General features: G+C 65.2%; 29 protein-coding genes and 1 tRNA gene. 18 read left to right on the top strand and 12 right to left on the bottom strand.

From position 1 onward, the window contains the following. Nucleotides 1–3: 3 nt before the first annotated feature. The 3 genes from KF871_RS09595 to KF871_RS09585 are packed head-to-tail and all read right to left on the bottom strand — an operon-like array spanning nt 4 to nt 2,640. Nucleotides 4–1,191 (bottom strand): hypothetical protein, encoded by a 1,188-nt coding sequence (locus KF871_RS09595; RefSeq protein WP_291141267.1) that lies wholly within the window; start codon nt 1,189–1,191, stop codon nt 4–6. Between the two features lie 16 nt (nt 1,192–1,207). Continuing rightward, nucleotides 1,208–1,801 carry a GNAT family protein gene (locus KF871_RS09590; RefSeq protein ID WP_291141265.1) on the bottom strand — a complete coding sequence of 198 codons (594 nt, stop codon included), beginning with the start codon at nt 1,799–1,801 and terminating at the stop codon, nt 1,208–1,210. Then, nucleotides 1,798–2,640 (bottom strand): MoxR family ATPase, encoded by an 843-nt coding sequence (locus tag KF871_RS09585; RefSeq protein WP_291141263.1) that lies wholly within the window; start codon nt 2,638–2,640, stop codon nt 1,798–1,800. Before KF871_RS09585 ends, KF871_RS09590 begins: the two co-directional genes overlap by 4 nt. Before the next feature lie 132 nt (nt 2,641–2,772). Between KF871_RS09585 and KF871_RS09580 the strand changes: the two genes are divergently transcribed. Continuing rightward, nucleotides 2,773–3,441, top strand: a complete 669-nt coding sequence (locus tag KF871_RS09580; protein ID WP_291141261.1) for a c-type cytochrome — start codon at nt 2,773–2,775, stop codon at nt 3,439–3,441. A 66-nt stretch (nt 3,442–3,507) separates the two neighbouring features. Here the strand turns inward: KF871_RS09580 and KF871_RS09575 are convergent, their stop codons facing one another. Both KF871_RS09575 and KF871_RS09570 read right to left on the bottom strand, forming a co-directional pair. Continuing rightward, complete coding sequence (locus KF871_RS09575) at nt 3,508–3,942, bottom strand: DUF1841 family protein (RefSeq protein ID WP_291141258.1); 435 nt, start codon at nt 3,940–3,942, stop codon at nt 3,508–3,510. Nucleotides 3,943–3,962: 20 nt separating this feature from the next. After that, nucleotides 3,963–4,601, bottom strand: a complete 639-nt coding sequence (locus KF871_RS09570) for a trimeric intracellular cation channel family protein (protein WP_291141255.1) — start codon at nt 4,599–4,601, stop codon at nt 3,963–3,965. 285 nt (nt 4,602–4,886) lie between these two features. On the opposite strand from KF871_RS09570, the gene KF871_RS09565 reads away from it, so the two are divergent. From KF871_RS09565 to KF871_RS09555, 3 genes are all read left to right on the top strand, one after another. Then, nucleotides 4,887–5,645, top strand: coding sequence for a sulfite exporter TauE/SafE family protein (locus tag KF871_RS09565; RefSeq protein ID WP_291141252.1), 759 nt, complete (start codon nt 4,887–4,889; stop codon nt 5,643–5,645). Nucleotides 5,646–5,732: 87 nt separating this feature from the next. Further along, complete coding sequence (locus KF871_RS09560) at nt 5,733–6,350, top strand: ParA family protein (RefSeq protein ID WP_291141249.1); 618 nt, start codon at nt 5,733–5,735, stop codon at nt 6,348–6,350. 53 nt (nt 6,351–6,403) lie between these two features. Beyond that, the gene (locus KF871_RS09555; protein WP_291141246.1) at nt 6,404–6,859 is read left to right on the top strand and encodes a MaoC family dehydratase; all 456 of its coding nucleotides are present in this window, start codon (nt 6,404–6,406) and stop codon (nt 6,857–6,859) included. Between the two features lie 8 nt (nt 6,860–6,867). On the opposite strand, the gene KF871_RS09550 is transcribed toward KF871_RS09555, so the two are convergent. The 3 genes from KF871_RS09550 to KF871_RS09540 form a co-directional block, all read right to left on the bottom strand. Then, the gene (locus tag KF871_RS09550) at nt 6,868–7,188 is read right to left on the bottom strand and encodes a hypothetical protein (protein ID WP_291141244.1); all 321 of its coding nucleotides are present in this window, start codon (nt 7,186–7,188) and stop codon (nt 6,868–6,870) included. Nucleotides 7,189–7,334: 146 nt separating this feature from the next. Beyond that, complete coding sequence (gene trmL / locus KF871_RS09545; protein WP_291141241.1) at nt 7,335–7,811, bottom strand: tRNA (uridine(34)/cytosine(34)/5-carboxymethylaminomethyluridine(34)-2'-O)-methyltransferase TrmL; 477 nt, start codon at nt 7,809–7,811, stop codon at nt 7,335–7,337. Nucleotides 7,812–7,835: 24 nt separating this feature from the next. Continuing rightward, nucleotides 7,836–8,342, bottom strand: a complete 507-nt coding sequence (locus tag KF871_RS09540) for a ComF family protein (RefSeq protein ID WP_291141238.1) — start codon at nt 8,340–8,342, stop codon at nt 7,836–7,838. A 288-nt stretch (nt 8,343–8,630) separates the two neighbouring features. On the opposite strand from KF871_RS09540, the gene KF871_RS09535 reads away from it, so the two are divergent. The 8 genes from KF871_RS09535 to KF871_RS09500 all read left to right on the top strand — a co-directional run bounded on the left by KF871_RS09535 (nt 8,631) and on the right by KF871_RS09500 (nt 15,046). Next, nucleotides 8,631–9,530: a biotin synthase gene (locus tag KF871_RS09535; RefSeq protein ID WP_291141235.1), complete on the top strand. Its 900-nt coding sequence runs from the start codon at nt 8,631–8,633 to the stop codon at nt 9,528–9,530. A gap of 241 nt (nt 9,531–9,771) precedes the next feature. After that, nucleotides 9,772–10,191 carry a DUF2244 domain-containing protein gene (locus tag KF871_RS09530; RefSeq protein WP_291141232.1) on the top strand — a complete coding sequence of 140 codons (420 nt, stop codon included), beginning with the start codon at nt 9,772–9,774 and terminating at the stop codon, nt 10,189–10,191. Between the two features lie 76 nt (nt 10,192–10,267). Continuing rightward, entirely contained in the window at nt 10,268–11,473 is a 1,206-nt protein-coding gene (coxB, locus tag KF871_RS09525) for a cytochrome c oxidase subunit II (RefSeq protein ID WP_291141230.1), read from the top strand. Between the two features lie 41 nt (nt 11,474–11,514). Continuing rightward, nucleotides 11,515–13,134: a cytochrome c oxidase subunit I gene (ctaD, locus tag KF871_RS09520; protein WP_291141227.1), complete on the top strand. Its 1,620-nt coding sequence runs from the start codon at nt 11,515–11,517 to the stop codon at nt 13,132–13,134. Nucleotides 13,135–13,158: 24 nt separating this feature from the next. Then, on the top strand, nt 13,159–13,269 hold the full coding sequence (locus KF871_RS09515; protein ID WP_291141225.1) for a cytochrome oxidase small assembly protein: 111 nt from the start codon (nt 13,159–13,161) through the stop codon (nt 13,267–13,269). Nucleotides 13,270–13,285: 16 nt separating this feature from the next. After that, on the top strand, nt 13,286–13,891 hold the full coding sequence (locus KF871_RS09510) for a cytochrome c oxidase assembly protein (protein WP_291141223.1): 606 nt from the start codon (nt 13,286–13,288) through the stop codon (nt 13,889–13,891). Between the two features lie 5 nt (nt 13,892–13,896). Beyond that, complete coding sequence (locus KF871_RS09505; protein WP_291141220.1) at nt 13,897–14,100, top strand: DUF2970 domain-containing protein; 204 nt, start codon at nt 13,897–13,899, stop codon at nt 14,098–14,100. Between the two features lie 64 nt (nt 14,101–14,164). Continuing rightward, nucleotides 14,165–15,046, top strand: a complete 882-nt coding sequence (locus KF871_RS09500) for a cytochrome c oxidase subunit 3 (protein ID WP_291141218.1) — start codon at nt 14,165–14,167, stop codon at nt 15,044–15,046. A 78-nt stretch (nt 15,047–15,124) separates the two neighbouring features. Here the strand turns inward: KF871_RS09500 and KF871_RS09495 are convergent, their stop codons facing one another. Further along, complete coding sequence (locus KF871_RS09495; RefSeq protein ID WP_291141215.1) at nt 15,125–15,355, bottom strand: twin transmembrane helix small protein; 231 nt, start codon at nt 15,353–15,355, stop codon at nt 15,125–15,127. 48 nt (nt 15,356–15,403) lie between these two features. Between KF871_RS09495 and KF871_RS09490 the strand changes: the two genes are divergently transcribed. From KF871_RS09490 to KF871_RS09470, 5 genes are read left to right on the top strand one after another with little or no spacing between them, the layout of a single operon-like run. Next, the gene (locus KF871_RS09490) at nt 15,404–16,141 is read left to right on the top strand and encodes an SURF1 family protein (RefSeq protein WP_291141213.1); all 738 of its coding nucleotides are present in this window, start codon (nt 15,404–15,406) and stop codon (nt 16,139–16,141) included. Then, a complete protein-coding gene (locus KF871_RS09485; RefSeq protein WP_291141211.1) occupies nt 16,122–16,799 on the top strand; it encodes a hypothetical protein in 678 nt (225 codons plus the stop codon). The genes KF871_RS09490 and KF871_RS09485 overlap by 20 nt, the downstream gene beginning before the upstream one ends. Before the next feature lies 1 nt (nt 16,800). Next, on the top strand, nt 16,801–17,952 hold the full coding sequence (locus KF871_RS09480) for a heme A synthase (RefSeq protein WP_291141208.1): 1,152 nt from the start codon (nt 16,801–16,803) through the stop codon (nt 17,950–17,952). Further along, complete coding sequence (gene cyoE, locus KF871_RS09475; protein WP_291141205.1) at nt 17,949–18,863, top strand: heme o synthase; 915 nt, start codon at nt 17,949–17,951, stop codon at nt 18,861–18,863. The genes KF871_RS09480 and cyoE overlap by 4 nt, the downstream gene beginning before the upstream one ends. Further along, nucleotides 18,857–19,453, top strand: a complete 597-nt coding sequence (locus KF871_RS09470; RefSeq protein ID WP_291141202.1) for an SCO family protein — start codon at nt 18,857–18,859, stop codon at nt 19,451–19,453. The genes cyoE and KF871_RS09470 overlap by 7 nt, the downstream gene beginning before the upstream one ends. A gap of 86 nt (nt 19,454–19,539) precedes the next feature. Here the strand turns inward: KF871_RS09470 and KF871_RS09465 are convergent, their stop codons facing one another. Further along, nucleotides 19,540–20,502 carry a tripartite tricarboxylate transporter substrate binding protein gene (locus KF871_RS09465; RefSeq protein WP_291141200.1) on the bottom strand — a complete coding sequence of 321 codons (963 nt, stop codon included), beginning with the start codon at nt 20,500–20,502 and terminating at the stop codon, nt 19,540–19,542. A 28-nt stretch (nt 20,503–20,530) separates the two neighbouring features. Further along, the gene (locus KF871_RS09460; RefSeq protein ID WP_291141198.1) at nt 20,531–21,562 is read right to left on the bottom strand and encodes a CDP-6-deoxy-delta-3,4-glucoseen reductase; all 1,032 of its coding nucleotides are present in this window, start codon (nt 21,560–21,562) and stop codon (nt 20,531–20,533) included. 82 nt (nt 21,563–21,644) lie between these two features. On the opposite strand from KF871_RS09460, the gene KF871_RS09455 reads away from it, so the two are divergent. Beyond that, nucleotides 21,645–22,565 (top strand): NAD-dependent epimerase/dehydratase family protein, encoded by a 921-nt coding sequence (locus tag KF871_RS09455; RefSeq protein WP_291141196.1) that lies wholly within the window; start codon nt 21,645–21,647, stop codon nt 22,563–22,565. 58 nt (nt 22,566–22,623) lie between these two features. On the opposite strand, the gene KF871_RS09450 is transcribed toward KF871_RS09455, so the two are convergent. Continuing rightward, a tRNA-Leu gene (locus KF871_RS09450) sits at nt 22,624–22,708 on the bottom strand. Nucleotides 22,709–22,732 lie beyond the last annotated feature (24 nt).

Below are 22,732 nucleotides of genomic sequence, written 5' to 3'. Positions count from 1 at the left end.
CGATTATTTCGAGAGCATGCGCATCGCGTCTTCCAGGCCCTTGAGCGTGAGCGGGAACATGCGATGGCTCATGAGCTGCTGGATGATGCTGATGCTCTGTCGATACTGCCAGACGCCCTGAGGTTCCGGGTTGATCCAGGCGAATTTGGGAAAGGTGTGCGTCAGGCGCTGCAGCCATTCGGCGCCGGCTTCCTCGTTGTTGTATTCCACGCTGCCGCCGGGTTGCAGGATCTCGTAGGGGCTCATCGTCGCGTCGCCGACGAAGATGAGTTTGTAGTCCTTGTTGTACTTGCGAATGATGTCCCAGGTCGGAAACTTCTCGGCGTAGCGGCGGCGGTTGTTCTTCCACATGAAGTCGTAGACGCAGTTGTGGAAGTAATAGAACTCCAGGTGCTTGAACTCCGTCTTGACGGCCGAGAACAGTTCTTCGACGCGCTGGATGTGTTCGTCCATGGTGCCGCCCACGTCCATGAGCAGCAGCACCTTCACGTTGTTGTGCCGCTCCGGGATCATCTTGATGTCCAGGTAGCCGGCGTTGGCCGCGGTGGAGCGGATGGTGTCGGGCAGGTCCAGCTCGAGGTCGTTGCCCTCGCGCGCGAACTTGCGCAGGCGGCGCAGCGCCACCTTGATGTTGCGCGTGCCCAGCTCCTGCGTGTCGTCGTAATCGCGGTAGCTGCGCTGCTCCCACACCTTCACCGCGCTCTTGCCGCCGCCTTTGCCGCCAATGCGCACACCCTGCGGGTTCTGTCCGCCGTTGCCGAAGGGCGAGGTGCCGCCGGTGCCGATCCACTTGCTGCCGCCTTCGTGGCGCTCCTTCTGCTCCTCAAGGCGCTTGCGCAGCGTGTCCATCAGCTCGTCCCAGTCGAGCTTGGGGGCGTTGGCCTTTTGCTCTTCGGACAGGATGCGTTCCATCTCCTGGCGCAGCCAGTCGGCGGGAATGGGCTTGGTGAAGTCGGCGATCATTTCGACGCCCTTGAAATAGGCGGCGAAGGCGCGATCGAATTTGTCGAAATGCTTCTCGTCCTTGACCAGCGCGGTGCGCGACAGGAAGTAGAAGTCGTCCATGCTGCAGGCGTCGGGGTTGGTCGGCCCGACCACGTCGGCCTTGAGTGCCTCCAGCAGGGTGAGGTACTCCTTCACCGACACCGGCAGTTTGGCCGCGCGCAGGGTGTAGAAGAAGTCGATCAGCATGGCGATCTCTCCTGGTTCAATCGTGGCGACTGCGCAAGTACTGCAGTTGCGCGCGCGCTTCGGGCCACTCGCCCGATCGCATGCTGTACATCACCGTGTCGCGGATGGTGCCGTCGCGGCGCATCGCGTGGCCGCGGATGACACCGTCCTTCTTCGCGCCCAGTCGCTCGATGGCCTGCTGCGACGCAAAGTTGAAGTTGTCGGTGCGCCAGCCCACCACATGGCAGCCCAGGGTGTCGAAGGCGTGGCCCATCATCAGCATCTTGCAGGTGGTGTTGACGTGGCTGCGCTGTGCCCGTTTCGCGTACCAGGTGTAGCCGATCTCCACACGTTTCACGGCGGGCAGGATGTCGTGGTAGCTGGTGCTGCCGAGCACGGTGTCGGTCGCGTCCTCCACCACTGCGAAGGCGAATCGGTGGCCCTGCTCGCGCATGGCCAGCGCGTCCTCGATGTACTGGCGTGTCTGTTCGGGCTCGGGCACCGACGTGATGCGCAGTTTCCAGAGCTCGCCGTCGTTGGCCGCGGCGCGCAGGCCGTCCTCGTGGCGCAGCGCCAGCGGCTCCAGTCGCACCCCGCGCTCGCTGAGGATGACCGGGCTCACGAACATCAACGGTTCCTCTGGTTCATGAACACCAGTTTTTCGAACAGCGTGGTGTCCTGCTCGTTCTTGAGCAGAGCGCCCACCAAGGGCGGGATGGACACCTTGTCGTCGGCGCTCTGCAGCGCTTCAAGCGGAATGTCCTCGGCCATCAGCAGCTTGAGCCAGTCGAGCAGTTCGGAGGTGCTGGGCTTCTTTTTCAGGCCCGGCAGGTTGCGCACGTCGTAGAAGGTCTTCATCGCGACCTTGAGCAGGTCCTGCTTGAGGTTCGGGAAGTGCACGTCGACGATCTTGTGCATCGTCTCTGCATCGGGGAATTTGATGTAGTGAAAGAAGCAACGGCGCAGGAAAGCGTCGGGCAGCTCTTTCTCGTTGTTGGAGGTAATGAACACCAGGGGGCGGTGCTTGGCCTTGATGAGCTCGTGCGTCTCGTAGCAGTAGAACTCCATGCGATCGAGTTCGCGCAACAGGTCGTTGGGAAACTCGATGTCGGCCTTGTCGATCTCGTCGATCAGCAGGGCCACCGGCTGGTCAGCGGTGAAGGCCTGCCACAGCACGCCCTTGACGATGTAGTTGTGGATGTCCTTGACGCGTTCGTCGCCCAACTGGGAGTCGCGCAGGCGGCTCACCGCGTCGTACTCGTACAGGCCCTGCTGCGCCTTGGTGGTGCTCTTGATGTGCCACTGCAGCAAGGGCATGTTCAGTGCTTGCGCCACCTCTTCGGCCAGCATCGTCTTGCCGGTGCCGGGTTCGCCTTTGACCAGCAGCGGTCGTTTGAGCGTGATGGCGGCATTGACCGCCAGCATCAGGTCCTGCGTGGCGACGTAATTCTGGGAGCCCTGGAATTTCATGAGTTGCGGCCTCGATCGGGTGTCGGCGGGGGAGGGCGCCACGCCAGGAATTCGGGCGGGGCCAGACTTGCCGGGACCGCTCATATAATCCGCGGTTGATTTTTCCCGGCCGTTCTTCATTGTGCTTGCAAAATGACCCCCATGCTGAACCCGATCGTCCGTACCCTTGTCGCCGCTGCGACGTTGTTCGTTGCTGCCATGTCGGCCCAGGCGCAAGGCGTCACCGGTGATGTGGAGGCTGGCCACAAGAAGGCCGAAATGTGCATCGGATGCCACGGCATCAAGGGCTACCAGAACAGCTTCCCCGAGATCCACAAGGTGCCGATGATTTCCGGTCAGTCGGCCGGCTACATCGTCTCGGCGCTCAAGGCCTACAACAAAGGCGACCGCAAGCACCCGTCGATGCGTGGCATCGCGGGCTCGCTGTCCGAGCAGGACATGGCCGACCTCGCGGCCTTCTACGCCAGCCAGAGCGGCCCCGCCGCGCCCGAGGCGCTGCCCGCGGCCAGCGCGGACGTGTCGGCCCTGCTGCAAAAGGGCGCCTGCGTGTCCTGCCACGGCGCCAATCTGAGCAAGCCCATCGACCCGAGCTACCCGAAGGTGGCGGGCCAGCACGCCGACTACCTGTACGTGGCGCTCAAGGCCTACACGGTCGAGGGCAACAAGGTGATTGGCCGCAGCAACGGCATCATGGGCGGCATCGCCAAACAGTTCAGCCACGACGAGATGCGCGCGCTGGCCAAGTACCTGGCCACGGTGCCTGGCGAACTGCAGACCGTTCCGCAGTCGCGCTTCCGCTGATCGCCGTATCGCTCTGCCCAAAAGCCGCTCGTTGAGCGGCTTTTGTTTTGCGCGCGTGTTGCCCGCTCAGTCCCTGGTTGCGCGCCGACGCACGGCGTCGATATAGGCTTGGCCGTCGGGCGCTCGCCCGGCACGCTGGCTTTCCCACAGCATCGTGCCCAGGCATTCCATGACCTCGTGGTGCGCCTGGTGCAGGTCTCCGCGTCGCGCCGTCAGCAACTCGACGGCCTGGCGGATGCCCGGGGGCTGGTCGATGCTGCACTGCTCGCTGATCGACAGGTGCATGGACAGGTGCAGGAACGGGTTCTCGCGCTCGGCGTCCGGTTGGCTGAGACGGGCCACGGCGGCGTCGGCGTCGCTCAGCTCGGCGTGGTATTCGGGGTGCTCGCCGATCCATTGCGCCGCGAGTTGCTCCAGCGCATCCATGGGTTGGCCGGCATGCTGTTTGGCGTGGGCGCCGCAGAAGAAGCGGCGCACGTCGGCCTGAGAAGGATTGAACATGGATGGATTGTCCCGCGGACTCAAAGCCGCCACTGTGGCAACTGCCAATCGCGCCAGAGCGCCAATCCGCGCAGGCCGGCGGTGATCGACACGCAGGCCACCAGCGCCAGCCAACCCGGCGCCTGCGCCGACCACAGGCCCACATAGGCCCAGCCACCGGCGAAAGCACACACGGTGTAGGGGCGGTGACCCCGGAAGGCGCTCGGGATGTCGTTGCACACCACGTCGCGCATCACGCCACCGGCCACGCCGGTGACCAGACCCATCAGCACCGCCACCAGGCCCGGCAGGTCAAGCAGCAGGGCCTGGTGCACGCCGGAGGCCGTGAACAGGCCCAGGCCCAGTGCGTCGGGCCACTGGATGGCGCGTTCAGTCACCTCGAAATGGCGCGTGCGCAGGAACAGCATGGCCAGCACGCACAGGGCGAGCACGCCCCACAGCAAGCCCACATGTTGCACCCAGAAGAAGGGGCGCTGATCCAGCAGCAGGTCGCGCAGCGTGCCACCACCGAAGGCGGCCAGGAAGCCGACCACGACCACGCCCACGGCGTCGAGGCGCTTGCGCGCGCCCTCCAGGATGCCGGAGAGGGCAAAGGCCGCGGTGGCCGACAGCTCGACCAGCAGCCTGAGGGTTTCCCCCCACAATGTCACGTTTTGCATCGTCAGGACCTGCTCACACTGTTTTCCGAGGTGCGTTGCGGATCAAAAAAGGCCAGGCGCAAGGCGCGAAACGCAGACGGGCCGGGTGGCCCGGCGAGGCTTCGCAAAAGCGCGCCTGGCCTTTTTGACCGCAACCCGGAGAGAACGGATTGAAAACAGCGCCACCCGTCGTTGCACTCCTGGGCCAGGCACCCAGCCTGGCCGTCGTCGCGCGCCTCGATTGGCGCTGTTTTCAATTCGTTCGCACTGGGAAGAACAGTGTGAGCAGGTCCTTGATTGTCTTCCGTGTCCTCACTGCCGCTGATCACCGACCCCTACTTCTACCTCGTCGCCGTTCCGGCGGTGATCCTGCTGGGCATCAGCAAGAGCGGCTTCGGCGCCGGCTTCGGCTCGCTGGCGGTGCCGATGATGGCCCTGGCCGTGACCGTGCCGCAGGCGGCGGCCATTCTGATGCCGGTGTTGCTGGTGATGGACTTGTTGGGCATGGCCGCGTTTCGCAACAACGTGGACCGTCGGCTGCTGATGTTCCTGTTGCCCTTTGGCCTGATTGGCGTGCTCATTGGCACGCTGTTGTTCAAGTGGCTGGACGCGCACCTGGTGGCGGGCATTGTGGGGCTGTTCACCCTGGTGTTTCTTGCCCAGCGGTTGCTGTTCCCGCCGCGCGCCGACAGCGTGGCGCCGCCGAGGTGGGTGGGGGCGTTGCTGACGGCGACGTCGGGCTTCACCAGCTTCATCGCGCATGCGGGCGGCCCGCCCATCAACGCGTACGTCATACCGATGCGACTGACACCTCTGTTGTTCACCGGCACCATGGCGTTCTTCTTTTTCTTCGTGAACCTGGCCAAGTGGATTCCCTACGCCTGGCTGGGCCTGCTCGACCTGCGCAACATGGCCACGTCGCTGGTGTTGCTGCCGCTGGCGCCGGTGGGGGTCTGGATCGGTGTTCGCGTTGCCCACCGCATCCGTCCGGCGCTGTTCTACCGCCTGATCCACATCGGCATGTTCCTGACAGGGTGCAAGCTGGTGTGGGACGGCCTGCACTGATCGCCGCGCGCGCCCGGCGCTGCGGCTACCATTGCGCGCATCCGTTGTGCCAGTTCCGGCCCCAGGGCCGCCAGCCGAGGAGTGACTATGCCGATCGTGGTGGTTGCCAATCCCAAGGGAGGCGTGGGCAAGTCCACGCTGTCGACCAATGTTGCGGGTTACTTTGCCAGTCAGGGCCACACCGTGATGCTGGGCGACGTGGACCGCCAGCAGTCGTCCGCGCTCTGGCTCAAGTTGCGCCCCGCAGCGGCACGCCCCATCCACACCTGGGACATCTCCCACGACCTGATCGCGCGCCCGCCCAAAGAGGCCACCCACGTGGTGCTGGACACGCCGGCCGGTCTGCACGGCTGGCGCTTCAAGGACGTGCTCAAGCTGGCCAACAAGGTGATTGTTCCCCTGCAGCCGAGCATCTTTGACATATACGCCACGCGCGCCTTTCTTGACGAGCTGGCCGAGACACGCCAGGCCAGCAAGCTGGAGGTGGGCATCGTGGGCATGCGGGTGTCGCCGCGCACCATTGCGGCCGACAAGCTGGCCGAGTTCGTGGGCGGGCTGGGTTTGCCGGTGCTGGGCTACCTGCGCGACACCCAGAACTACATCCACCTGGCGGCGCGCGGACTCACGCTCTTTGACGTGGCGCCCGGGCGGGTCGAGAAGGACCTGGTGCAGTGGCAGGGCATCTGCCAGTGGCTGGACCGTTGAGTACTGTCGCAGTGCCGACAGGCCCTGGCGAGGGCCCCCCGTAGAGTCCGCGCATGCGTACTTTTGACACCCTGGAAGAACTTGATACCTGCGTGGGACAGGAGCTGGCCATCAGCGACTGGGTCACCATCACCCAGGAGCAGGTGAACCGATTTGCCGAAGCCACCGGTGATCACCAGTGGATCCATGTGGATGTCGAGAAGGCAAAGGCAGGGCCTTTCGGCGCGCCGATCGCCCATGGTTTTCTCACCCTGTCGCTATTGCCGGTGTTTTTTGAGTCGGCGATGGCGATCCGCCAGTCGGCCATGGGCGTGAACTACGGGCTCAACCGTGTGCGCTTCACGGCGCCGGTGCCCGTGGGCAGCCGATTGCGCGCCCGCATGACACTCAAGGAGATCGAGGCCATCGACCATGGCGGGCGCCAGATGACCTGGTCGGTGGTGGTCGAGCGCGAAGGCAGCGAGAAGCCTGTCTGCCTTGCGGAGTCGCTGGTCAGGCGATACCCCTGAGAGCGGGCTCAGCGAACCCGGGCCAGTTGCTTGGGGTCGAGCCAGCCCTCAAAACACTGTACGAGCGCATTGATGCGCTGTGCGGCGGTGCGCTGGTCGTGGCGCTGCGCAATGAGTTGAAACGCATCGTTGCGCAGCATCCACAGGTCCTGGGGTGTGCGGGCGCGTTCGATTTGAAGTCGCAGCCGGTGTGCGGGCACGCTCATGCAGTCCTCAATGGTGCGTGTGAGCTGCTGGCGCATGGCCATCACGTCCTTCAGCCGCGCCGTGCGCGGCTTCTGGCGTGGTTGCTTTGCCACACCCAGCCAACGGACGAGCGCGGCGATCACCGGTCACCTCCCTTGCGGGCAGGGTCACCGGTTCCAGAGGAGACGGCCTCGGGCGAGGCGCAGATGAACAGGCGGTCCATGGCACGTAATGGTGACCCACATCTCACCAAGGGCTGACGACGCGCTCGCCCCGCGCGTGACGTGGATCACGCAGGCCCGGATTTGGCGAACCGCTGTTGTCGCCACGCTTCGTACACCACCACCGCCACCGCGTTGGACAGGTTGAGGCTGCGCTGGCCGGGCAGCATGGGCAGGCGCAGCTGACGGGCCGGGTCGATGGCTTGGCGTACGCCTGCGGGCAGGCCGCTCGATTCGGCGCCGAAAACCAGCCAGTCACCTGGGGCAAAAGCCACATCGTGGACGCCCTGCGTGCCTCGGGTAGTGAGCGCAAACATGCGCGACGGCTCGGGGGCCGCATCCCGCAGGAAGCACTGCCAGTCGGGGTGGCGCTTCACGTCGGCGTACTCGTGGTAGTCCAGACCGGCGCGGCGCATCTGCTTGTCCTCCATCGAAAAACCCAGCGGCTCGATGAGGTGCAGAGCACTGCCGGTGTTGGCACACAGGCGGATCACGTTGCCCGTATTGGGCGGGATCTCGGGGTGGACGAGCACGACATTGAACATGGGGCGCGGATGATAGCCACCGGATCAGCCGGGGGTTTCGTGCGGCGCCGGCGTGCGCGCGAACACCAGGGCCGAGACCTCGCGTGCGCCTGCTTGCCGCAGGGCATTGGCCGCCGCTTGCAGCGTTGCGCCGGTGGTGGTGACGTCGTCGACCAGGGCAAGCCTGGCGCCTCGCAGGGCGTTGAAGGCATGTCTCGGCACCGCAAACGCGTCGCCGAGGTTGCGAAGGCGTTGGTCGCGCGAGAGTTCGCGCTGGGCCGGGCCTTCCTTCACGCGCTGGAGCCAGTCGGGGCGACACGCCAGGCCTGCGCGCCGACCCAGTGCCCGGGCCAGCTCCCACGGTGCGTGGTGGCCTCGCTCGGCGACCCGCTGCGGGGTGAGCGCGATCGGTACCAGGGCATCGCACGACGCCAGGAGGGTGCGCGCCTCGGGGCGCTGAAGCATCAGATCGGCAAACGGCAGGGCCCAGCCCGGCTCGCCACCAAATTTGAACCGCCCGATCAGCCCTGACCAGGGAAAAGCGTAGTCCACTGCTGCGTGTCGCCTGCTCAGCGCAGGAGGCCCCTGGCTGGCAGACGTCGGCTGGCGCAGGCAGTGCAGACACCGGTCTGCTTCCAGTGGGGTGGCGCATACCTCGCAGCGCGCTCTGGGCCGTGCGAAGCGGTCAACGCAGGATTCGCACAACGGTAGGGAGGGCCAATGCCCGCAAACCTGGCAAGTGCCGGGGAGTCTGGGCCAGGTGAAGCGCAATCGCATGGCGGTCAATATACTCAGCGCCCCGTGTGCATACCGGTGGCCGACACGCGTCGGCGGTGTCTGTTGTCAGTCGAATCCACCCCTTCCCCCGAGCGCCTGCCAGGCATCGATCCCGCGGCGAGCGATCGCTGGCAACGACTTCCTCACGAGCGCAGCCCCTGGCTGCATGAAGAGGTGGCCTCGCGCATGCTGGAGCGCCTTCAATGGTTCCGGCAACCGCCACAGAGCTGGGTGCATTGGGAGCCCATCCTGGGTGGGCTGCAGGCACACGCGAAGCTTCGCGCGGCCCTGCCCCACGCCCGCTGGCGGGTGGCCTCGACACAAATGGCGCGCGCCCAGGCGGCAACCCGCGAGCCGGCACCGCGCAGCTGGCTGACTTGGCGGCGGCCAGAGGCCCGTGCCGAGGACATCGCGGCGCCGGTGCAGCTGGTGTGGGCCAACATGGCCTTGCATGGGCACCCGTCGCCGCACCGGCTGCTCAGCCAATGGCGGGACTGGTTGGCCCCGGAGGGGTTTCTGCTGATGTCGTGTCTGGGGCCGGATTCGCTCGGCGAATTGCGCGCTGTTTACCGCGCCATGGGCTGGCCGGCGCCGGCGCACGAATTCATGGACATGCACGACTGGGGCGATCTGCTTGTGCGGGCGGGTTTTGCCGAACCGGTCATGGACATGGAGCGGCTCACCTTGACCTATGGCAGTGCGGAGGCTTTGCTTGCAGAGCTGCGCGAGATCGGTCGAAACCTGGCGTCGCAACGTTTTGGTGCCCTGCGCGGGCGCGGCTGGCGTGCGCGGTTGATCGATGCCCTTGAGGCGCACGGCGCCCGCGACGCCAGCGGGCGCCTGCAATTGACGTTCGAGATCGTCTATGGCCATGCTGTGCGGGTGGCGGACCGGCCCCGATCGAGCGAAACCAGTCTGTCGCTGGACGATGTGCGCGCCCAGTTGCGAGCGCGTCGAGGCTGATTCGGTTGCCACTGGGTGTGCCGGGGCCGCCCCATTCCTGAGCAATGTGACTGGTGAGAGCGCCTGAGGTGCTTACGGTGGCGGCTACAATCCCGCGGTTTGGAATTTGAGGGGCAATGGATTGCCCGGACCGGGCACGCGTCGGGACGATGTGTGCCGCCTGCTGAGTGAGGTGGGTGTGATCGAGCCACGAGCTGCGTATCGCTTTGCAACCCTGTCGGATGCCGGCATGGAGTGGCGCATGCGTCGCAACTGCTCCATCTCGCCTTCGCAACTCGGAGCCTTGTATGCGTCACTGTGCGTGGTGTCGCTGGGGGTCGCCGGCTTCTTCTGGGCGCATGGCGCCACGCTGGTGCTGCCGTTCGCCGCGGCGGAGTTGCTGGCAGTGGCGGTGGCGTTCGTGGTGTACGCCCGGCATGCGGCCGATGGCGAAAGCGTGTGGCTCATGCCGGAGCGGCTGGTGGTTGAGCAGGAGCGCGGTGGTCAGGTGCAGCGCAGGGAATTTTCCCGCGACTGGGTCCGCATCGAGGCAAGGGAAGGTGGCTCCAGCCTGATCGAGGTCAGGGAAGGAGGCCGGTCGGTGCAGATCGGGCGCCACGTGCGCACGGACCTGCGGCCGCTGCTGGCCCGAGAGATGCGACAGGCCTTGCGAGGCGCCTGATGGCGTTTCGCAAGGCGGAAAAGTTTGGTGTAATCGGTGTCGATATCAATCGATGCTTATATTTGAGGCGCAACAAGTGAGTAAGACGACGAAGACGCTGCTTAGCCTTCGCCACCGCGTCAAAGCGGTGCGCAACGCGGTGGGCCTGACGCTGTTGAGTGCCGGGGTGTGGACCTCGGTGGCGGCGCAGAAGGTCAATGACCTGCCCGGTGGGCCAGCGGTCAACCAGCTCAACTTTGCGCCGCCGGTGACCAAGATCGCCGAAGAGCAGCACTGGCTGCACTGGTTCATGATGGCCATCTGCGCCGTGATCTTCGTGATCGTCTTCGGCGTGATGTTCTATTCCATCCTCAAGCACCGCAAATCGGTTGGCCATAAGTCGCAAGAGCTGGCTGAGCCGATCTGGGTCGAGCTGGGCTGGACCATCGTTCCGCTGCTGATCGTGATCGGCATGGCGCTGCCCGCCACGAAAGTGCTGGTGGCCCAGAAGGACACCACCAACGCCGACGTGACCATCAAGGCCGTGGGCATGCAGTGGAAATGGGGTTATGAATACCTCAAGGGCGAGGGCGAGGGCATCGGCTTCCTGTCCACGCTCGACACCGCCCAGCGTGTGGCCTCCAGTAGCGGCAAACCCGAAGCCGTCGACAACTACCTGCTCAAGGTCGACAACCCCCTCGTCGTGCCGGTCGGCAAGAAGATCCGCATCATCACCACCGCCAACGACGTGATCCACGCTTGGATGGTGCCGGCATTCGGCGTCAAGCAAGACGCCATTCCGGGTTTCGTGCGCGACACCTGGTTCCGCGCCGAAAAGACGGGCGACTTCTATGGCCAGTGCGCCGAGTTGTGCGGCAAAGAGCACGCCTACATGCCCATCCATGTTCGGGTCGTCTCCGCCGAGGAGTACACCGCGTGGGTCGGTGACAAGTACAAGGTCATGGCCGCCGCCGCAGACGATCCAAGCAAGGTCTGGACGCTGGGCGATCTGGTCAAGCGTGGTGAGTCGGTCTACGCCGCCAACTGTGCTGCCTGCCACCAGGCCAACGGCAAGGGCGCTGGCCCGATCAAGCCGCTCGACGGCTCGGCCGTGGTGCTGGACGCCGACAAGGGCAAGATGATCCACGTGCTGCTCAATGGCCAGAACAACGGTGCCATGCCCTCGTGGAAGCAGCTGTCCGATACCGAGCTCGCCGCTGTCATGACGTTTGCCAAGAACAGCTGGAGCAACAAGACCGAAGCCATCGTGCAGCCCGCCGACGTGCAGGCTGCCCGCAAGTGATCCGCGACGTGCGCATCGATTGAGAACCTGAGGAAACCACCATGAGTGCTGTGCTCGACCATCACGACGCCCACGGTCACGACCACGACCATCACGCGCCCACCGGCTGGCGTCGCTGGGTCTTCGCGACCAACCACAAAGACATCGGTACGCTGTACCTGCTGTTCGCCTTCACCATGCTCATGGTTGGCGGCCTGTTGGCACTGGGCATTCGTGCCGAGCTGTTCCAGCCTGGCCTGCAATTGGTGAACCCGGAGCTGTTCAACCAGCTCACCACCATGCACGGCCTGATCATGGTGTTCGGCGCCATCATGCCGGCCTTCGTGGGCTTTGCGAACTGGATGATCCCGCTGCAGATCGGCGCATCCGACATGGCCTTCGCGCGCATGAACAACCTCAGCTTCTGGCTGATGATCCCGGCGGCATTGATGCTCGTCGGCTCGTTCTTCATGCCCGGCGGCGCACCCGCTGCGGGCTGGACGCTCTATGCACCGCTGACGCTGCAGATGGGTCCGTCGATGGATGCCGGCATCTTCGCGATGCACATCCTGGGTGCCTCGTCCATCATGGGCTCGATCAACATCATCGTGACCATCCTGAACATGCGCGCGCCCGGCATGACGCTGATGAAGATGCCCATGTTCGTCTGGACCTGGCTCATCACCGCCTACCTGCTGATCGCCGTGATGCCTGTGCTGGCAGGTGCCATCACCATGACGCTGACGGATCGCCACTTCGGCACCAGCTTCTTCAACCCGGCTGGCGGTGGTGACCCGGTGATGTACCAGCACATCTTCTGGTTCTTCGGTCACCCCGAGGTCTACATCATGATCCTGCCGGCCTTCGGCATCGTGAGCCAGGTTGTGCCCGCTTTTGCGCGCAAGAAGCTGTTCGGCTACGCCTCCATGGTGTACGCCACCGGCTCCATCGCCATCCTGTCCTTCGTCGTGTGGGCCCACCACATGTTCACCACCGGCATGCCGGTCACAGGGCAGCTGTTCTTCATGTACTCGACCATGCTGATCGCTGTGCCCACGGGCGTGAAGATCTTCAACTGGATCGCGACCATGTGGAAAGGCTCGATGACCTTCGAGACCCCGATGCTGTGGGCCGTCGGCTTCATCTTCGTGTTCACCATGGGTGGCTTCACCGGCCTGATCCTGTCGGTGGCGCCGATCGACATCCAGATGCAGGACACCTACTACGTGGTGGCGCACTTCCACTACGTGCTGGTGGCCGGCTCGCTGTTCGCCATGTTTGCTGGCATCTACTACTGGTTGCCCAAGTGGACCGGCGTCATGTACAGCGAGACCCGCGGCAAGATCCACTTCTGGTGGTCGATGATCTCGTTCAACGTCACCTTCTTCCCGATGCACTTCCTGGGTCTGGCCGGCATGCCCCGTCGCTATGCCGACTACCCGATGCAGTTCGCCGACTTCAACATGGTCGCGTCGATCGGTGCCTTCTTCTTCGGTTTCGCGCAGGTCTACTTCTTCCTGGCCGTGGTCGTGCCCGCCATGCGTGGCAAGGGCGAGAAGGCCGTGCAGAAGCCCTGGGAAGGCGCGGAAGGTCTCGAGTGGGAAGTGCCTTCGCCGGCGCCGTTCCACACCTTCGAGAACCCGCCCAAGCTCGACGCCACCGCCACCAAGGTGATCGGCTGACGCCACGCCGAACCCGCCATGGCCATGACTCCTGAACAAAAGAAGAACAACCTCCGGCTGGGCTTGATCCTGGCCTCGGTGGCCTTGGTCTTTTTCTTCGGATTCGTGGCCAAGCTGGTGTTGCTGGGCGGCTAAGCACCGGAATCGAGCCATGGGGCTGCGTCAGGAAAACCTCAAGATCGTGGGCAAGCTCGGCGTGATCGCGCTGGGCATGTTCGCCTTCGGCTATGCGCTGGTGCCGATCTACCGATCGGTTTGTGACGCCTTGGGCATCAATGTGCTGGCCGTCGCCGAGCGGCGAGTACCTGGCACCACCGCAACGCTGCCCGCCAACACGCAGGTCGACACCAGCCGCACGATCACGGTCGAATTCGACACCAACGCGCGGGGCCCCTGGGCGTTCAAGCCCGCCGTGCGTTCGCTGCAGGTTCACCCGGGCGAGCTCACCACGGTGATGTACGAGTTCCAGAACACCCAGAACCGGACCATGTCGGCGCAGGCGATTCCCAGCTATGCGCCCAAGCAGTCGGCGGCGTTCTTCAACAAGCTGGAGTGTTTCTGCTTTTCGCAGTACACGCTGGCGCCCGGCGAGAAGAAGGAATGGCCGGTGGTCTTCGTGATCGATCCCCGATTGTCCAAGGACGTGACGACGATCACCTTGTCCTACACCTTCTTCGAAGTCGGCGGGCATGTGCCCCCCGCACCCAGCACCGATCTGCCGCAGGCCAAGGTGCCCGCAATGCAGGGGGCCGTGTGAGCAGCATGACCGGGCAGAAACCGCGTGGCGGTACGTTCATGGACACCCTCAAGGCGGTGCTTTGGGGCTTTCTGGGCGTGCGCAAGCGGTCCGAGTACGAGAAGGACATCCAGCGCCTGAATCCACTGCATCTGGTGGTGATGGGTATTGTGATGGCCTTTGTTTTCGTGGGCGCGTTGATCGCGCTTGTGAACTGGGTGGCCGGTTGAGCCGGGCGCCCTTGCCAGTTTCGATTTCAGACAACCATACCGAGATAGCACCACAGGAGTGAGCATGTCCGCAGCAACCCATGGCTCGACGCCGTACTACTTCGTCCCCGGACCCTCGCGCCATCCGGTCATGGCCGCCTTCGGCCTGTTCTTCGTGATCCTTGGCGCTGGCCAATGGGTCAACGGCCATCAGTGGGGCGCCTGGTCGCTGGCCTTCGGTATGGCTTTCTGGCTGTTCGTGCTGTTCCAGTGGTTCAGCGATGCCATCGGCGAAAGCGAGACCGGCATGTACGGTCGCAAGATCGACCTGTCCTTCCGCTGGAGCATGAGCTGGTTCATCTTCTCGGAGGTGATGTTCTTCGGTGCCTTCTTCACGGCGCTGTGGTGGGCGCGTGCCCACTCGGTGCCGACGCTGGGCAGCATCGACAACGCCCTGATCTGGCCCGACTTCTCGGCCGTCTGGCCCAGCCTGCAAGCGGGTGCCACGGCATCGCCGGGCAACATTGTCGAGCCCTTCCAGACCGTGGGTCCCTTCTGGCTGCCCACGATCAACACCGCCTTGCTGCTGAGCTCGGGCGTCACGCTGACGATTGCCCACCACGCGCTGCAAGCGGGTGAGCGCGGCAAGACGATCGGCTTCATGTGGATCACGGTGCTGCTGGGCATCACCTTCCTTGGTGTGCAAGGCTACGAATACGCCCACGCCTACAGCGAACTCAACCTGAAGCTGAGCTCGGGCATCTTCGGCTCGACCTTCTTCATGCTGACCGGCTTCCACGGCTTCCACGTGTTCGTGGGCATGCTGATGCTGCTGTTCATCACCCTGCGCCTGCACAAGGGCCACTTCACCAAAGAGCGCCACTTCGGCTTCGAAGGTGCTGCGTGGTACTGGCACTTCGTGGACGTGGTGTGGCTGGGCCTCTACATCCTCGTTTACTGGATGTGATGGTCGATCGGGTCGGTACGGGCCCCGCAACAAAAAGGCGCCCCGTGGCGCCTTTTTGCTTCCGGTCCCGGTTCGCGCTCAGCGTTGCAGGGGCAGGCCGGTGGGCTGGATCCAGCCCATGAAATAGGCGACCAGCACGATGACGAAGAGCAAGACAGAAAACCCCACCCGAAACGCCAGCGCGCGCGCCATGTGCCGTTTGCGCGGGGCCTCGCTGTCTTCATTGACGCCGCCCCGCATCATGAACACCCCGGCGGCAGCCAGGCTGCCAATGATGGCCACGAAGGCCACGATCACCACGTATTTCATGCGCGGGATTATCCGCCTGCACCCGGCCTCGCGGTCCGGCGATTGCGCATGAGCCGGGCCCGCCGTCTGGTGGTGGCGGCCGCCACCCTGGTCACCATGGCGGTGACGGCCTCGCTCGGGTTGTGGCAACTCGACCGCGCCGCGCAGAAGACCGCGCTGCAGTCAGCCATCCTGGCGCGTGCCGAGTTGCCGGCATGGGACAACACCGATCTCCTGTCGGCGAGCGATCCGAACGCCGGCCTGTACCGACCGCTGCGCCTGCGTGGCGAGTGGATAACTCGCCACAGCGTGTTTCTGGACAACCGCCAGATGGACGGACGCACCGGGTTCTACCTGGTGACGCCGTTGAAGCTGGCCGACAGTGATCGCGTGGTGCTGGTGCAGCGTGGCTGGGTGCCGCGCGACTTCAACGACCGCACGCGCGTACCCGACGTGTCCACACCCGCTGGCGAGGTGACCGTGGCTGGGCGCTTGGCCCCTGCCCCCGGGCGGCTGTTCCAGCTGGGTGAGCCCACTGCCGGGGTGATCCGGCAAAATATCGACCTCGCCGGATTCCGGCAGGAAACCGGACTGGCGCTGATGGATCTGTCCATGCAGCAGACCGGCGACGACGCGGGACCCTTGCAACGGCACTGGGCCCTGCCAGCCACCGATGTGGCCAAACACAACGGCTATGCCTTCCAGTGGTTCGCCATGTGCGCCCTGGCCGCCGGTCTCTATCTCTGGTTCCAGATCATTCAACCCCGCCGCCAACGCGCCCGCACCCATGGCAAAGATGCCCGATGAACCCCTGACGCTGACGGTGCACAGCCTGCCCACGCCCGACGCCACCCATCCGGACCGCAGCGCGACCACGCGCTCCGGGCGCTGGAAGATGATGGCCATTCTGCTGGTCTGTGCGGCGCCGGTGATTGCCTCGTATTTCACGTATTACGTGATCCGCCCAGAAGGCCGGCGCAACTATGGCGAGCTCATCTCGCCCCAGCGACCGCTCCCCGCCATCGACGGCACGGACGCGGCCGGCACCAAGGTGCCTCTTGCTGCGCTCAAGGACCAATGGCTGCTGGTCAGCGTGGCCGACAGCGCCTGCGACGCCGCCTGCGAGCGCCATCTGTACCTGCAGCGACAACTGCGGGAGACCCTGGGCAAGGAAAAGGACCGCCTCGACTGGGTCTGGTTGCGCACGGGTACCGGCGAACTGCGCGAGCCCCTGAAGGCCGCCACAGCAGCCGCCACCGTTCTTCAAGTCGATGCAGGGGCGCTCGCGCAATGGTTGCAGCCCGCGGCGGGTCAACGCATCGAAGACCACCTCTACGTGGTCGACCCGCTGGGCAACTGGATGATGCGCTTCCCGGCCAACATCGACCCCGCTCGGGCCAAGCGCGACCTCGATCGCCTGCTGCGCGCATCGGCCTTCTGGGACGCGCCCGGGCGCACGCACTGACATGGACAACACGCAAGCCCTGGTCGACCTGGCGCCCATCGCCCGCCTCATGTTGCTGGGCGTGATCATTGCCATTGGTCCGCTGACCTGGATCTGGCTGCGTCACCGTCAGGCCACGCCGGCGCGGCGCCTGGGCGTGCTCACGCTCATCACCTTGTTCCTGACCTTCGATCTGGTGCTTTTCGGCGCGTTCACCCGCCTCACCGACTCGGGCCTGGGCTGTCCCGACTGGCCAGGTTGTTATGGCGCGGCCAGCCCGCTGGGCGCACACGCCGACATTTCGGCCGCGCAATCGGCCATGCCCACGGGGCCGGTGACCTTCTCCAAGGCCTGGGTCGAGATGATCCACCGCTACCTGGCCACCGCGGTCGGGGTCCTCATCATCGTGCTGGCCGTGGGCAGCTGGATCGAGCGCCGTCGCATCCATGTGCACTGGGTATGGCCGGTGGTCACGCTGGCCTGGGTCTGTCTGCAAGGGGCGTTTGGGGCGTTCACCGTCACCATGAAGTTGTTCCCAGCCATCGTGACCATGCACTTGCTGGGCGGGCTGGTGCTGTTGGCGCTGTTGCGCGCGCAGTCCGTGGCCTACCACCTCGCCGAACCCGGCTCGAGCGGGTCGGTTCCGGTTTCGTCAGGGCTGCGCGCCTTTCTGTGGCTGGCCTTCGGCCTGTTGTGGCTGCAGATCGCACTGGGTGGCTGGGTCAGCACCAACTACGCCGTGCTGGCTTGCCGCGAATTCCCCACCTGCCAGGGGAGTTGGTGGCCACCCATGAACCTGCGTGAGGGCTTTGCCTTGTGGCGGGAACTGGGCACCACCCACACGGGCGAAGCCATCACCTTTCCTGCCTTGACGGCGATCCATTACGTGCACCGCCTGTCTGCCTACCTGGTGTTCGCGGTGCTGCTGGCGCTGGCCTGGGTCTTGTGGCGACAGCCGGGCCTGCAGCGCTTTGCGAAGCTGCTCGCCGCCTTGTGCGCCTGGCAATTCCTCAGTGGCCTGAGCAACGTCGTGCTCGACTGGCCACTGCTGGCTGCCGTGGCCCACACCGGTGGCGCTGCCGGGCTGGTGATTGCCTTCACCGGCGCGCTGGCGTCCACGCGGGCGGCCGCTGTTCCCACCCCCTCACTGCGCTGGTCGCAAGCCACCAGATGAGCACCGCACCAGCCCCCAAGATGACCCCTGCAGCCATGCCCTCGACCTGGCGCCAGTTCCACGCGCTGACCAAGCCGCGTGTCATTCAGCTCATCGTCTTTTGCGCCTTGATCGGCATGGTGCTGGCGGTGCCAGGCGCGCCCACCTGGGCCCAGGTGCAACTGGCGGCGGTGGCCTGCCTGGGCATCTGGCTCGTGGCGGGTGCCGCTGCCGCGTTCAATTGCGTGGTGGAGCAGCACATCGACGCCCGCATGAAGCGCACCGCCTGGCGCCCCACCGCCAAGGGTGAATTGACCAACTGGCAGACGCTGAGCTTCTCGGCGGCGCTGTGCGCGGTCGGTTCGGCCATCCTGTGGTTCTGGGTCAACCCGCTGACCATGTGGCTCACCTTCGCCACCTTCGTGGGCTACGCAATCATCTACACCGTGGTGCTCAAGCCGCTCACACCGCAGAACATCGTGATCGGTGGCGCGTCCGGTGCCATGCCACCGGTGCTGGGCTGGACGGCCATGACCAATGCGGTCGCGCCCGAGGCGCTCATCCTGTTCCTCATCATCTTCCTCTGGACGCCGCCGCACTTCTGGGCGCTGGCGCTCTACCGGGTCGAGGACTACCGCAAGTCGGGCCTGCCGATGCTGCCGGTCACCCATGGCTCCGAGTTCACGCGGCTGCAGATCCTGCTCTACACCTTTGTGTTGCTGGCGGCCACGCTGATGCCGTTCATGATGCGCATGAGTGGCTGGTTCTACCTGGTCAGCGCGCTGGCGCTGGGCATCGGCTTCTGCGGTTACGCATTCGCGCTGTGGCGGAACTATTCCGATGCCCTGGCTCGAAAGACTTTCCGCTTCTCGCTCATCCACCTGTCGCTGCTGTTCGCGGCGCTGCTGATCGACCACTACCTGCCATGGTGAACCACATTCCCCGTCGCCGTCTGCTGGCCCTGGCCAGCGCATCGCTGCTTCTGGCGGCCTGCTCCGAATCGCCGAACAGCTTCAAGGGCGTGGACATCACCGGTGCCGACTACGCCAATGCCTTCTCGCTCACCGATCACAACGGAAGCAAGCGCACGCTGGCCGATTTCAAGGGCAAGGTGGTCGTGATCTTCTTCGGCTACACGCAGTGCCCCGACGTGTGCCCCACCTCCATGAGCGAACTGGCCGAAGCCAAACGCCTGCTGGGCGCCGACAGCGACAAGCTGCAAGGCCTGTTCGTGAGCGTGGACCCCGAGCGCGACACGCCCGAGGTGATGAAGCAGTACGTCACCAATTTCGACCCGAGCTTTCTGGCCTTGTACGCGGCCCCCGGGGAGCTTGAGGCTGTCGCCAAGAGCTTCAAGGTCTACTACAAGAAGGTTGAGGGCAAGACGCCCACGAGCTACACCATGGACCACTCGGCGGGCAGCTTCGTGTACGACCCGCAAGGGCGCATTCGCCTCTACGAACGTTATGGCAGTGGCGCGCAGGGCCTGGCCGACGACGTGCGTGCCTTGCTCAAGGGCTGATGCGCGGTTGTTGCGCAGACAGAGACACCAGCAAAAGAGGGCGCCAGCGGCGCCCTCTTTTGTTTGGTCGATGACCGTGTGACGCGTCAGTCCACCTTGGCGCCGCTGATCTTGACCATGCGCTCGTACTTGGCGCGTTCGCGGTTCATGAAGTCGGCAAAGGCTTGCGGCGTGCTGGGGGCGGGTTCGGCCAGCAGGGTGGCAAAGCGCGACTTCACCTCGGGCGACTGCAGGGCCTTGGTGAAGGCGGCATTGAGGCGCGCCACCACGTCGGCGGGCGTGCCGGCCGGCGCGATCAGGCCCCACCAGGTGTCGATCTCGAAGCCCGGCAGCGTCTCGGCCACGGTGGGCACATCTGGCATCACGCCGCTGCGTTGCGCCGTGGTGACCGCCAGTGCCTTGAGCTTGCCCGAGCGGATGTTGGCCGCCGCGGTGGCGAGGTTGTCGAAGTTGAAGTCCACCTGACCCGACAGCAGACCCAGCTGTGCCGGGTTGCCGCCGTTGTAGGGAATGTGCACCGCAAAGATGCCGGCCTGGTTCTTGAACAGCTCGCCCGCGAGGTGACCGGCGCTGCCATTGCCGCCAGAGCCATAGTTCAGGCGGCCGGGGTTGGCCTTGGCGTAGCGGATCAGGTCGGGCACGCTGTTGATGTTGAGGCGCTGAGCCGCCTCGGCATTCATCACCAGCACGTTGGGCACGCGCAGCATCTGCGTGACAGGTGCGAAATCCTTGACCGGGTCGTAGGGCAGGGACTTGAACAGCCAGGGGTTGATGCCGTGCGAGGCGGTGGTGGCGATACCCAGCGTCATGCCATCGGGCGCGGACTTGGCCACCAGACCGACGCCGATGTTGCCGCCGGCGCCCGGCCGGTTTTCGATGATCACCGTGCCCAGCGAGTCCTTGACGGCCTCGGCCAGGATGCGCGCGGTCACATCGATCGGACCACCGGGTGCAAAGGGCACCACGATGCGCATGGTCTGCGACTGTGCCCAGCTCGGCAATGAAAGGGCGGCAGCACCGAGGGCGATCGCATGGCGTCTGGAAATCATGGCTTGTCTCCTTGTTGTGGGTGGGGTGTCAGGCCTTGTCGGCCGCAGAGGTGAACGAGTCCGCGAAGAAGAACTCTTCGGGCAACTGGCCTTGGGCCACGTAGTCGCGTTTGGCCGATTCGACCACGATGGGTGCGCCGCAGGCATAGACCTCGAAGCCGCTCAGGTCGGGGTGGTCCTTCAGAACGGCCTGGTGAACGAAGCCGGTGCGTCCGCTCCAGGCGTCTTCCGGCAAGGCGTCGGAGATCACGGGCACATAGCGCAGGTTGGGCATGGCCGCCAGCTGGGCCTCGATCCAGTCGCTCTGGTACAGGTCGCCCGGGCGGCGGCCGCCCCAGTAGAGCGTGGCGGGGCGGTCGATGCCCTTGAAACGCATGTGTTCGATGATGGCTTTGATCGGCGCAAATCCGGTGCCGGAGGCCAGCAGGATCATGGGCTTGCTGCTGTCTTCGCGCAGGAAGAAGCTGCCGAACGGACCCTCGATGCGCAGGATGTCCTTTTCCTTCATCGTGCTGAACACCTGATCGGTGAACTTGCCGCCGGGCATGTGGCGCAGGTGCAGCTCGATGCCGGGTGCTTCGGACTGGGTGTGCGGCGCGTTGGCCATCGAGTAGCTGCGGCGGTCGCCATCGCGCAGGATGAACTCAACGTACTGGCCTGCGCGGTACTGGAAGGTGTCGCTGGCCGGCAGTTGCAGGCGCAGCACCATCACGTCGTGCGACGCGCGGCTCAAGCTGCTCACGCGGGCGGGCATCTTCTTGATCGGGAAGGCGCCCAGCTCGGTCACCTGGCGCGATTCGAGCACCACGTCGGTCTGCGCCACGCCGCAGCAGGTGAGCACATAGCCAGCGGCTTCTTCGTCGGCGCTCAAGGCCTTGGCCTGGTGCGGCCCATGGGCCACGCTGCCGGCAATCAGCTTGCATTTGCACGAACCGCAAGCGCCGTCCTTGCAGCCATACGGCAGGCCAATGCCCTGGCGGATGCCGGCGGCGAGCATGGCTTCGTCCGGGTTGGCGGTGAAGGTGCGCCCGCTGGGCTGCACGGTGATCGTGAATGTCATACTCGCGGTCTTTCTCGGGAGGGGCACCCAAAGAGGTGCCCTGCAAAAAGCAACCGCGCATTGTCGCAAAAACGGGATTGGCATGAACCTGCTGGGCGCCTTGCCCGCACGCTTTCGGCGTGAACGCGTCCTGATCGTGGGCTGCGGCGATGTGGGCTTGCGCAGCGCACGCGAGCTGGGGTCGGGGCGGCGCGCCCGGCTCATGGCCCTCACGTCGAGCCCGTCGCGTGTGGCTTCGCTGCGGCAGGCCGGCATCACACCATTGGTGGGCAACCTGGATGAGCCGCGAAGCCTGCAACGACTGGCGGGCCTGGCGCACCGCGTGATCCACCTGGCGGCCCCACCCAGCGAAGGTCCGGGCGATTGGCGCATCGATGCGCGCACGCGTTCATTGGTCCACGTGCTGGCACAACGCACACCGCCGTCGGTGCTGGTGTACGGCTCCACCACCGGGGTCTACGGCGACCGCCAGGGCGCGTGGACCAGCGAATCGGTGCCTGCGCGACCGCGCACGCCTCGCGCCGAGCGTCGCGTCGATGCGGAGGCGCGACTGCGCTGGCTGGGGCGTGCGCTGGACGTGCGCGTGAGCGTGTTGCGCATACCGGGCATCTACGCCAATGACCGCGAGGGCGGCACACCGCGCGATCGCCTGCAGCGTGGCACGCCGGTACTGCGCGCCGAGGACGACGTCTACACCAATCACATCCATGCCGACGACCTGGCGCGCGCGGTGGTGCTGGCGCTGTGGCGCGGGCGTGCCCAACGCGTGGTGCACGCGGTGGATGACACCGAACTCAGGATGGGCGACTACTTCGACCTGGCGGCCGATCTGTACGGGCTGCCGCGCCCGCCGCGTGTGGGCCGCGACGCGGCGCAGGATCAACTGCCGCTGATGCTGCTGAGCTTCATGAGCGAGTCGCGCCGCTTGCACAACGATCGGCTCAAGCGCGAACTGCGCCTGCGCTTGCGTTACCCCACGGTGGCGCAGGGCCTGCGCGCCTGAACGCACGCAGCAAAAAGCCCGGCGGGGCCGGGCTTGATGACTGGGGTCTTGCGCTGAGTGGTGCCGAAGGCCGGACTCGAACCGGCACACCTTGCGGCGGCGGATTTTGAATCCGCTGCGTCTACCGATTCCGCCACTTCGGCCAGGCAAGGGCGCGGATTATGGCA

The sequence above is a fragment of the Hydrogenophaga sp. genome (assembly GCF_019635465.1).
Classification (GTDB): Bacteria; Pseudomonadota; Gammaproteobacteria; order Burkholderiales; family Burkholderiaceae_C; genus Hydrogenophaga.
This window is presented reverse-complemented; position numbering and strand designations above follow the sequence as displayed.